This is a genomic window from Dietzia sp. KRD202 (assembly GCF_017168155.1).
GTDB classification, from domain to species: domain Bacteria; phylum Actinomycetota; class Actinomycetes; order Mycobacteriales; family Mycobacteriaceae; genus Dietzia; species Dietzia kunjamensis.
In genome coordinates, this window is the sequence record NZ_JABFAN010000109.1 from 1 (window position 1) to 10,590 (window position 10,590).

Annotated in this window: 6 protein-coding genes and 2 pseudogenes; 4 read left to right on the top strand and 4 right to left on the bottom strand. The window is 62.8% G+C overall.

Features of this window, described 5'->3' with window-relative positions; all coding sequences use genetic code 11:
• Positions 1-258 precede the first annotated feature (258 nt).
• From J1M64_RS19155 to J1M64_RS19165, 3 genes and pseudogenes are all read left to right on the top strand, one after another.
• Positions 259-2,028: pseudogene (locus J1M64_RS19155) on the top strand (phosphoketolase); the annotation flags it as partial.
• A 91-nt stretch (positions 2,029-2,119) separates the two neighbouring features.
• Positions 2,120-5,266: a beta-phosphoglucomutase family hydrolase gene (locus tag J1M64_RS19160; protein ID WP_307872492.1), complete on the top strand. Its 3,147-nt coding sequence runs from the start codon at positions 2,120-2,122 to the stop codon at positions 5,264-5,266.
• A 251-nt stretch (positions 5,267-5,517) separates the two neighbouring features.
• Positions 5,518-6,402, top strand: a complete 885-nt coding sequence (locus tag J1M64_RS19165; RefSeq protein ID WP_018296925.1) for a fructose bisphosphate aldolase — start codon at positions 5,518-5,520, stop codon at positions 6,400-6,402.
• 111 nt (positions 6,403-6,513) lie between these two features.
• On the opposite strand, the gene J1M64_RS19170 is transcribed toward J1M64_RS19165, so the two are convergent.
• The 3 genes and pseudogenes from J1M64_RS19170 to J1M64_RS19180 form a co-directional block, all read right to left on the bottom strand.
• Complete coding sequence (locus J1M64_RS19170) at positions 6,514-7,566, bottom strand: type II glyceraldehyde-3-phosphate dehydrogenase (protein WP_206475235.1); 1,053 nt, start codon at positions 7,564-7,566, stop codon at positions 6,514-6,516.
• A gap of 87 nt (positions 7,567-7,653) precedes the next feature.
• Entirely contained in the window at positions 7,654-8,316 is a 663-nt protein-coding gene (locus J1M64_RS19175) for a DUF305 domain-containing protein (protein WP_006840777.1), read from the bottom strand.
• A 52-nt stretch (positions 8,317-8,368) separates the two neighbouring features.
• Positions 8,369-9,238: pseudogene (locus J1M64_RS19180) on the bottom strand (HAD-IC family P-type ATPase); the annotation flags it as partial.
• Between the two features lie 400 nt (positions 9,239-9,638).
• Here J1M64_RS19180 and J1M64_RS19185 point away from each other — a divergent pair.
• Positions 9,639-9,983 carry an NADH-quinone oxidoreductase subunit A gene (locus tag J1M64_RS19185; RefSeq protein WP_007626392.1) on the top strand — a complete coding sequence of 115 codons (345 nt, stop codon included), beginning with the start codon at positions 9,639-9,641 and terminating at the stop codon, positions 9,981-9,983.
• 95 nt (positions 9,984-10,078) lie between these two features.
• Here the strand turns inward: J1M64_RS19185 and J1M64_RS19190 are convergent.
• On the bottom strand, positions 10,079-10,590 hold a 512-nt coding region (locus J1M64_RS19190; RefSeq protein ID WP_241261802.1), incomplete at its 5' end, for a hypothetical protein.

Consider the following 10,590-nt stretch of genomic DNA (forward strand, 5'->3'; position numbering starts at 1 on the left):
ACCCTGACCACCGACCCCGCCACCAGCTCGCCGACGGAGGTGAGCACCGATGACCTGATGCAACTACCCGCCTGACCACCCACGAAGGATCACCATTCAGTTACACCACTTCCAGGGGCTTGACCCCACCCGCCCACGACAGCACCACCGGAGACCCGCCCACCGGCAGCGCCAGCCGGCACTCCTGCACGCCCACCCACGAAATGGATCCCGCCGTAACCCGACAGCAGCAATCCTCACGCTCCGTGAATCAGCGGGGCTAGTCCCACCGTCCTGGCACGGATTGACCATGACGAGTTGGACGACTTGCTGCGCGGCTACGGGCATACTCCCTACTACGTTGAGGGTCACGATCCGGAACAGATGCACCAGGATTTCGCCCGAGCACTGGACACCTGTCTTGATGACATTCGGGAGATCCAGCACCGTGCCCGCGAAAGCGGAGAGACGGAAAGGCCCCGCTGGCCGATGATTGTGCTGCGTTCCCCCAAAGGATGGACCGGCCCGGCCGAAGTGGACGGGCAGGACGTGGAAGGGTCCTGGCGCTCCCACCAGGTTCCCTTCAGTGCGGCACGGGAAAACGATAGCCACCGGAAGATCCTGGAGGACTGGTTGCGCAGCTACCGCCCGGAGGAGCTCTTCGACGACTCCGGGGAACCGGTCGAAGAGGTCCGCATTCTGCACCCTCCCGGGGACAGACGGATGAGTGCCAACCCCCATGCCAATGGCGGCACTTTATTGCGGGACCTGCGGATACCCGATTTCCGCGACTATGCTGTCCCGGTAGAACAACCCGGGACCGGTCAGGTTGAGGCAACCCGAGTGCTCGGGCAGATGCTTCGGGACATTCTGGCTACAAATCTGCACAATTTTCGTGTCTTCGCCCCGGATGAAAACAACTCCAACCGCCTGACAGCGGTTTTGGAGGCCACGGACCGGGCCTGGAACGTCGGAACAGTCCCCGGGGATGATCATCTGGCCCGTGATGGGCGAGTCATGGAAATCCTGTCCGAGCACACCTGCCAGGGTTGGCTGGAAGGCTACCTGCTCACCGGTCGGCACGGGTTCTTCTCCTGCTATGAGGCCTTCATCCATATTGTGGACTCGATGTTTAACCAGCATGCCAAGTGGCTGGACACGACCAATGGCATCCCGTGGCGCAGGCCGATCGCCTCCTTGAACTATCTGGTGACCTCCCACGTCTGGCGGCAGGACCACAATGGTTTTTCCCATCAGGATCCCGGCTTCATCGACCATGTGCTCAACAAGAAACCCGAGGTCATCCGGGTATACCTACCACCGGACGCGAACACGCTGCTGTCGGTGGCCGACCACTGTCTGCGCAGCCGTCAGTATGTCAATGTCATCGTCGCCGGCAAACAGCCACAGCTGCAATACCTAGACATGGACGACGCCATCGTTCACTGCACCAAGGGCATCGGCATCTGGGACTGGGCCAGCACACACCCGGACACGGAACCGGATGTGGTGCTTGGTTGTGCCGGGGACGTTCCCACCATGGAGACCCTCGCCGCCGTGGACCTTTTGCGCTCCCACTTCCCGGATCTGTCCATCCGGGTGGTCAACGTCGTAGACCTCCTTCGGCTGCAACACGAGTCCGAAGGCCCGCACGGGCTGTCGGACACCGACTTCGACGCGCTGTTCACCACGGACAAGCCAGTGATCTTCGCCTACCACGGTTATCCGTGGTTGATCCACCGGCTCACCTACCGGCGGACCAACCACGGGAACTTCCATGTTCACGGCTTTAGAGAGGAAGGCACCACGACGACACCGTTCGATATGTGCGTACTCAACCGGATCGACCGGTTCCACCTGGCCATGGCGGTGATTGACAGAGTGCCGCGGCTCAAGGACGTCTCGGCCACCGTGCGCGAAAAATTCAAGAACGCCCTGATCGAACACCACCAGTACATCCGCACCCACGGCGAAGACATGCCGGAAATCAACAACTGGCAATGGACAGCTGTCCCCGGCCCCGGCCTTCGATGCGAGCAGGAAGCATGAGAGGAACCGCTCTAACATGGCACCGTCACATCCTCGGAAGACATCACCGCCCTTGTCGTCGAATCATCTCGCCACTTTGCCCTATGATGCGGTGCTGTTCGACATGGACGGGGTCGTTACCCGGACTACCAGCGTGCATGCGGCGGCCTGGAAGGAGCTCTTCGACTCCGTCCTGGCCGACTCCAGATCCGGAGTGGGAGCGGATACGCCACCGTTCGACGCAGACCGGGACTACCGGCTTTACGTGGACGGACGCAGCCGCGGAGACGGCATCCGCGCCTTCCTGACCTCCCGCGGCATCCAGCTTCCCACAGGCAGCCCGGAGGACGGACCGGATGCCTGGTCTGTCGCCGGACTGGGGGCCCGAAAAAATGACCTGTTCCTGACCGCATTAGCCCGTGACGGTGTCGATGTCTATCCCGGAACCGTGGCGCTGCTGGAACGCCTGCGCGGCGGCGGCATCCCCGTGGGCCTCGTCACAGCCAGCCGTAACGCGCAGGCTCTGTTGGAGGCCGCGGGCCTGGAGCCGGCATTTGATGTGATCGTTGACGGCCTGGTGGCCGCAGATCAAGGTTTGCCCGGCAAACCGGATCCGGCGATGTTCCTCGAGGCGGCACGTCGACTCGGCGTATCCCCGGAGCGTTCCGTGGTCATCGAGGATGCCGTGTCCGGGGTCAAGGCAGGACACGCCGGCGGTTTCGGACTGGTGGTAGGAATCGACCACGCCGGGTACCGGGAGCAACTGGACGCGGCGGGCGCCGACGTCGTCCTGGGTAGTGTCGGCCAGTTGGATCTGGGTGCATCGCGCACCGATCCCTGGCTGCTGGTCTACGAGGGATTCGACCCAGCCCACGAGGGGCATCGGGAGGCTCTGACCGCCCTGGGCAATGGTTACATGGCCACGCGCGGTGCGCGTCCGGAGCGCCGCGATGACGGGATCCACTATCCGGGGACCTACCTCTCGGGTGTCTACAACCGAACTACCGGCATCATCCACGGCCGCGAACTGGAAGAAGAGCACCTGGTCAACATCCCCAACTGGCTGCCGGTCGACGTCCGCATCGGCGACGGTCCCTGGTGGTCCACCGGAGAGATGGAGGTCTCCGAGGATCGCAGCGAACTTGACCTGCGCCGCGGTACGCTCACCCGCCGGGCCACCCTCACCGGCCCCGGGAACGCCCAGCTTATCGTGGTGCAGCGGCGGCTAGTCTCGATGGACAATCCCCACCTGGCGGCGCTTCAAACCACTGTGACGGCAAAAGGGTTCAGCGGTACGGTCGGCATCCGGGCCGGAATTGATGCGCAGGTCACCAACACCAACGTCCGTGACTACATCGGCAGCGGGCAGGCTCACCTGACGAACGCCGTCGTCACCGACATAGACGACCACACCGTCCTGAGTGAGGTGGAGACCAACCAGAGCCAGATTCGGATCGCCCTCGCGGTGCGCACAGAGTTCCCTGGCCAGGGAGTAACGGCCAGTGACGTTAACAATGGTGGCGGGAGATACCTACGGAACTGTGATGTTCAGCTGGTCGACGGAGAAACGGCCACGATGACCAAAACCGTGGCGGTAGTAACCTCCAGGGATGTAGCGATCGCCTCGCCGGGAAGAGCAGCACTCACCGAGCTCTCCCGAAATGAGGGCGACTTCGACATCCTGATCCAGAGCCATGAAGCAGCCTGGCGTCGCCTGTGGGATCGCTTCGGAGTCACCTTTGACGGAGACCGCCAGTCCCAGCTGATCCTCAACCTGCACGTGTTCCACCTGCTGCAGGCAATATCAGAACACACCGCCGAGCTGGATGCCGGGGTGCCAGCCCGGGGCCTGCACGGGGAAGGATACCGCGGGCACATCTTTTGGGATGAACTTTTCGTCCTGCCCGTTATCGGGCTGCGGCTCCCGCAGGTAAGTCAAACACTTCTGGAGTACCGGTGGCAACGGTTGGGCGCTGCCCGGGCCGCCGCCCGGGCGCAGGGTCTCAAGGGGGCACTGTTCCCGTGGCAGAGCGGCAGCGACGGGCGGGAGGAGACACCCCAGTGGCTTTACAATCCACGATCCGCCCGGTGGATGCCGGATAACTCCAGTCAACAGCGCCACGTCGGTCTCGCCATCGCCTACAACGCCTGGCAATACTTTCAGGCCACCGGTGACCGGGACTGGCTGGCCACCCGCGGAGCGGAACTGATCATCGAAATAACCAGGATGTTCGCCTCACTGGCCACCTACGACGACGCCACCGGAAGATATCACCTTACCGGGGTGATGGGGCCAGACGAATACCACGATGGCTATCCGGATCATCCTGGAGCGGGCCTGACCGATAATGCCTACACCAACATTCTTCTCTCCTGGGTCTGTGAGCGGGCGGCTGATGCTCTCCGGGAACTGGCCGGCCACCAAGAGCATGACCTCACCGACCGATTGCAGATCACCCCCGACGAGATCCAGCACTGGTCCCAGCTGGGCAGCGCACTGACCGTCGCCTTCCACGCCGACGGGGTCATCAGTCAGTTCGACGGGTATGAGGACCTGCTTGAATTGGACTGGCCGCGATACTGGGCGAAGTACGGCAATATCGGTCGGCTCGACCTGATCCTGGAAGCCGAAAACGACACCACCAATCGGTATAAACTGGCCAAACAGGCCGACGTACTGATGCTCATCTATCTGTTGGGACCAACCGGTGTCATCAACCAACTCGGCAGGCTCGGTTATTCTTTCTCCGAAACTGACCTGAAACGCACCGTAGAGTACTACGTGTCCCGCAGCTCAGAAGGATCCACACTCAGCCGGGTGGTCCATTCCTCGGTGCTCTCCCGCTTCAACGAGGACCGGGCCTGGGCCCTTTTCCGCGAAGCCCTGGTCGCGGACCTGGATGACACCCAGGAGGGAACCACCCGCGCAGGAATTCATCTGGGTGCGATGGCGGGCACGGTGGATATCCTAACCCGCTCTTTTGCCGGTCTCCAGACCGAAGCCAACGCCCTCACCTTCGATCCCCGACTGCCTACCCACCTGGAAAAAGTGGAATTTCAGATCCAGTACCGCGGGCACCTGATCGATGTTGCCCTGAGCATCGATAGTCTCCTGATCCGACTACACCCCAGTACTGCGCCACCCATCTACGTGGGGAGCGCGGGAACGTATGTGGAACTCGCCGGTGGGGAGTCAACGGACCTATTCGAGGCACGACGCGGCCTGCAGAACAAATCTACCCCGGACCTAACCAGGTGAGAAAACCCATGATGTCTACCAAGCAGGCCGAAGCCAGGAGCATGACCGGTTCCCTTCGGCGGAGAGCACAGCTGCCGAAGACCCACGCTGGCCGGGCACCACCGGGGAAGAACCGTCATGACGCAGATCCTCGGTATTTACCTAACTGGACTGGAACCGTACCGGGATACGACAACGAGCACAGTTGCCTGGGACCGAGGCACAGTGGGCTCCACGACATGGTCACAACTCGCTAGGCGGAAGGACGTTTCATGGACGTAGGAAAATACGACAAGGTCAGGGCCGGTACCGGCTTCATCGCGGCGTTGGATCAAAGCGGGGGCAGTACCCCGAAAGCGCTGAAACTTTATGGGATCAACGAGGACGCCTACTCCAGTGGGGAGGAGATGTTTGGTCTGGTGCATAAGATGCGCACGCGCATCATTACCAGCCCCAGTTTCGACGGTGACCGGATCCTCGGGGCGATTTTGTTCGAGGACACAATGGACCGCGACATCGGGGGAATGCCTACAGGGGATTATCTGTGGAAAGTCAAAGACATTGTGCCGTTCCTCAAGATTGACAAGGGCCTGGCGGAAGAAACCCACGGGGCTCAGGTCATGAAGCCCCTCCCTGATCTGGACAACCTGCTCGAGCGTGCGGTAAGCAAGCACATGTTCGGCACCAAAATGCGCTCGTTCATCAGGCTTCCCGGGGAGGGGGTGGACGCTGTCGTTGCGCAGCAGTTCGCGATCGCTCAGCAGATCCTCCGGTTCGGGCTGGTACCCATTGTCGAGCCTGAGGTCGACATCCACAGCCCCCGGAAGATCGAGGTAGAAGACCAGCTCCGGGTGACCCTGCGCAAAGAGCTCGACCAGCTGAAGGAGGACCAGGCGGTCATCCTCAAACTGACGCTTCCCGAAACTGATGACTTCTACCGCGAGCTCGTGGAACATCGGCGGGTGATCCGGGTGCTGGCACTATCAGGCGGCTACTCCCGCGCGGAAGCTAACGCTCGCCTGGCACGCAACCCCGGAATAATCGCCAGTTTCTCCCGCGCCCTGACCGAAGGGCTCACCGTCACCCAGGACGACCGCGAATTCGACGCTGTCCTGGATGAAACAATCGGCACTATCGCGGAAGCCTCACGCACCTGACTACGCCTTCCGAGAAGGCGCGGTGCGCCTGATCAACTGCTTATACAGCGGTGCCCGACCCGGACATGAGCGATCTGGGTCGGGCACCGCCGTGGGTGTCTCCTGCTGGAATCAGCCGTTGGGCAGAGGTGAGAAAAAGTCCGCGCGCACCCCCAGGGCACGGTCGGTGCGCTGGATGGACTCATCACCGTCTTCCACGGTGCCAGCCAGGGCACGGATTGCGTCGATGTTCTCGGGGACGACGATGGCCTGGTTGTCGACCGTGTACGTCCAGAACAACTCATTGCCCTGCACGGTCAGGATATCTTCCCAGATGGCGACCTCATACATATCGCCCCGTGGCCGGCCTAGATCTCGCATCAATTCGACGGTGCTGTTGACCGCCACGATTCCATCGGAGCGCCGCACGAAAGCGATCCGCGGCATCGCCTTCAACGCTTCGAGAACCTCTTCTGTGTCTGCCGGGCGGGTTAGCTCGATGGTCCAGAAATGCAGGTGGTTGTGGGTGTGCGCTCCCTTGGCCGCCATGGTCACCACATCCAGGTCGGGGACCACCGACTGGGCGTCTGGGCCTTGATGGCTGGGAATACGACCTTCGGGAACTATGGTGTTCATGATCCCCGAGTGGTCGGATTCCCACGGATCGGTGGCCCGGCGGACAAGCACTCCCCGCGCTTTGGACAGCAATCCAGCGTCCTGGAGTGCGATAAGGGTGCGGACAGTGCCGGTGGTGTTGCAGGAAACCACGCGGGTGGTGTCGCGTCCAAGCGTGGAACTGTAGTTGGCGTGGGCAACGAAGGAGTGGCCGGTGAGACTGTGCTTCTCCCCGCCCTGGAACACGGACTTGACTCCATGGGTGCGATAGAGGTCGAGGTTGCCGGCCCCGATGGTGGACGGGGTGCAGTCCACCACGACATCCGCGTTGTCGAGCAGGTCCGGTAGTTTCCCGGCGATGGGATATCCGGCAGCGCTCATCTCTTGGTGGGCTTCTTCGGTGGAGGCATAGACCGGGATGCCCTGCGTGATGGCGGTGGCGACCCGGTAATCGGTGGTGACGTCGCTGACCCCGAGGAGTTCCATGTCCTCCTGGGCTCTCACCGCGTCGGCTACACGTTTACCGATGACACCGTACCCGTTTACTGCAACCTTGATTTTATTCGGCATGCTGATTGTCCTTCCCGGAAATCCTGGTTTGGCCCGATGGTCGTATGGTCGTGTTTCTCATCTGGGGTGGTCGGGGAATGTCCTTGTTCAGAGCTCGTTGAGCATCTGCTCCATCTCGGCGATCTCGGCCTCCTGGTCTTCAATGACCTGCTCAGCCAGAGCGATGGCCTGCGGGTTCTGGCCATCAGTGACCTCATCGCGGGCCATATCGACCGCGCCCTCATGGTGGGCGGTCATCTGCTCAAGGTAGAGCCGGGCAGCCTCGGTGCCCTGGGCGTCCTCGAGGGCTGTCATGTCCTCCTCGCTCATCATTCCACTCATCCCGCCATGGTCCATCTCACCCATATCACCGGTGACCGGATCTTCTTCCCAGGTCTCGAGCATGGTATTCATCCGGTCGATCTCCGGGCCCTGGGCATCGATAACACCCTGGGCGAACTCGATGACCTCGGCCGGGATATCGTCCTTGGCCAGGAGGATTTCACTCATCTCCACGGCCTGTTGGTGATGCGGGATCATCATCTGCGCGAACATGATGTCCGCGTCATTGTGCTCGGCGGAGACCTCTCCGGCCGCCCCCGTCTCTGTCTCAGGATCCGTGGTGGCCCCGGTCGTTTCGGTGGTGTCGGGGGCGGACGTAGTGGCGATGGTCGTGGTGTCGGTGTTTTCTCCCTCAGTGTTATCTGCGCAGGCGGACAAAACCAGGGTGGAGGTCAAGGCGAGAGCGGCGATGGTGATGGTGCGCTTCATGGGGGTTCCCTTTCGGAGGTTGTGTATGGGGGAGTCGATGAAGGATTGAAAGTCAGCGGACGGGGGCTGCAGAGCTCACAGCAGCCTTCTCCTCCTTCCCGTCGGTCGGAGCCAGGTGAGCCGGGTCCAGGTCGATCCGGCGTAGCAGCTGGGCGTTGAGGGCGACGATGATCGTGGACAGGGACATCAAGATGGCGGCGGCCGCCGGGGGAAGCAGCACACCGATGGGGGCGAGCACACCGGCGGCCAGGGGAACGGCCGCGATGTTGTACCCGGTCGCCCAGACCAGGTTCTGGACCATCTTGCGGTAGCTGGCATGGGAGAGCTCGATCATCGACAGCACGGCCCGGGGATCATCACTCGCCAGGACCACCCCGGCGGACTCCATCGCCACATCTGTACCCGCGCCAATCGCAATACCGACCTCGGCCCGGGCCAGGGCCGGGGCGTCATTGACACCGTCGCCGACCATGGCCACGCTCAGACCGCGCTCCTGCAGCTGGGTGACCTTGGTGTCCTTGTCCTGCGGCAGAACCTCGGCGAAGACCTCATCGATCCCCAGATCCTTGCCCACTGCCTGGGCGACCTGGGTGGCGTCACCGGTGATCATCGCCACCTTCACCCCGCGGGCCTGCAGGGCGCGCACCGCCGCGCGGGATTCGGGGCGGATCTTGTCCTCGACGGCCACGGCACCGATGATCTCACCGTCGCGGACGACGTGGAGCACTCCGGCGCCTCGCTGCGCCCAGGAACCGGTGATGTCGGTGAGCTCACCCGGGATGGTCAGACTGAATTCGCGCAACATGTTCGGCCCACCCACGAGGATTTGGGTGCCATCGACAGTGGCCCGGATCCCGCGGCCGGAGGCGGCGGTGAAACCGGTTGCGCGCAGTGGGCGGCGTGAGGCCTCCGGGTGTGCGGCTCGTCCGACTCTTCCTTTGACGTATGCAACACCGCACTACTTACTTCATCTACTGGACTGGAATCAACCCTCACCGGGCGATCAACTACGACCGGCCATTTCTCGAACGTTACTGGTCTAGTCAAGGAATGTGGACAGTTCTTCGATGAGTAGCCAGCGACGCGCGGAGGTGTGCGCTTTCTTTCGACGACAACCCCGCCCCCAGTCGAGCCCAACCGGTTCCAGAGATTTCGCATCAGTCGGACCCACACGCGGGTGTTCCTGCTCTGCGGAGCCGGCCCCGGTCACGGCTGACCGCCGAGCTGGAACGAGATTATCGATCGCGGTAATCCGTTAAGGTGACTCCCAACGCTCAGCGACCGGCCTCGATGTTCGACAGCGAGAAAGGGGAGAGACCGTCATGTCCTCAGGGATCGTGTCCGTGGCTCTGGTGGCGCTGTCTGTCGTTGCTCTCTTCTATGCACTCCACCGCGTGGCCAGCATTACCTCCGACCCGTTGACAGTCCTGCCGGCCCAATCCGGGTGGGCACCGCAGGAGCACGCCCTGTCGCGGTTCCACGCACGCTGGTACCTCGCCTCGATCGTGTTTCTGGCCTTCGACGTCGAGATGCTCTTTATGTACCCGTGGGCCGTGGTGGTGATCGAGAAGGGGCTCTCTGCGGTGGTGGAGATGTTCCTGTTCCTTGGTGCCCTGCTAGTCGCCGTGGCCTGGGCACGGCGAGAAGGCGCATTCCGATGGGCTTGAGCCCGTTTCTCGCCCGCCTCGCCGTCCAGGCCACCCGGGTGCTCGTCGTCGAGGCCCCGGGCCAGTGGGCGACTCGGATGGAGCTTGAGCAACAGCTACTCCGTCGCGGGTGGCGGATAGCCAGTAGTCCGGCTCAGGGGGACGTGCTCGTCGTGTGTGGTGCGCCGGGCCCTGAGCTGTCGGATCTGGCGAACCGCCTCTGGGAGCAGATGCCCGGCCCTCGGGTGCGCATCGGCATCGCCTCGCCCGGAGCGGTGGTTCCCGCCCTCGACAATGCCACTGCGCTCCTGCTCGACACTTCCCATCACCGGACCGACGCCCGCGAACGGGCGCAGGAGCCCTCGATGTCCGATCACGCGAACAATGCTGATGGCGAAGGGCACGAAGGGCACGTGGGCCACGAAGGACACGAGGAACACCAGGGCTACGGTGGACACTCGGACCACGAAGAGCACGCGGATCGCCAGGCGCACGAGGGCCACGAAGACCATGGCGGGCATGGTGGCCACGAGGGCCACGCAGACCACGGCGGGCACGAGGGCCACGAAGACCATGGCGGGCATGGTGGCCACGAGGGCCACGCAGACCACGGCGGGCACGAGGGCCA

Coding starts and splice junctions, on each gene's coding strand:
- J1M64_RS19170 (WP_206475235.1), bottom strand. CDS start 7,566: ATGCCGAATAAAATCAAGGTTGCAGTAAACGGGTACGGTGTCATCGGT.
- J1M64_RS19165 (WP_018296925.1), top strand. CDS start 5,518: ATGGACGTAGGAAAATACGACAAGGTCAGGGCCGGTACCGGCTTCATC.
- J1M64_RS19185 (WP_007626392.1), top strand. CDS start 9,639: ATGTCCTCAGGGATCGTGTCCGTGGCTCTGGTGGCGCTGTCTGTCGTT.
- J1M64_RS19175 (WP_006840777.1), bottom strand. CDS start 8,316: ATGAAGCGCACCATCACCATCGCCGCTCTCGCCTTGACCTCCACCCTG.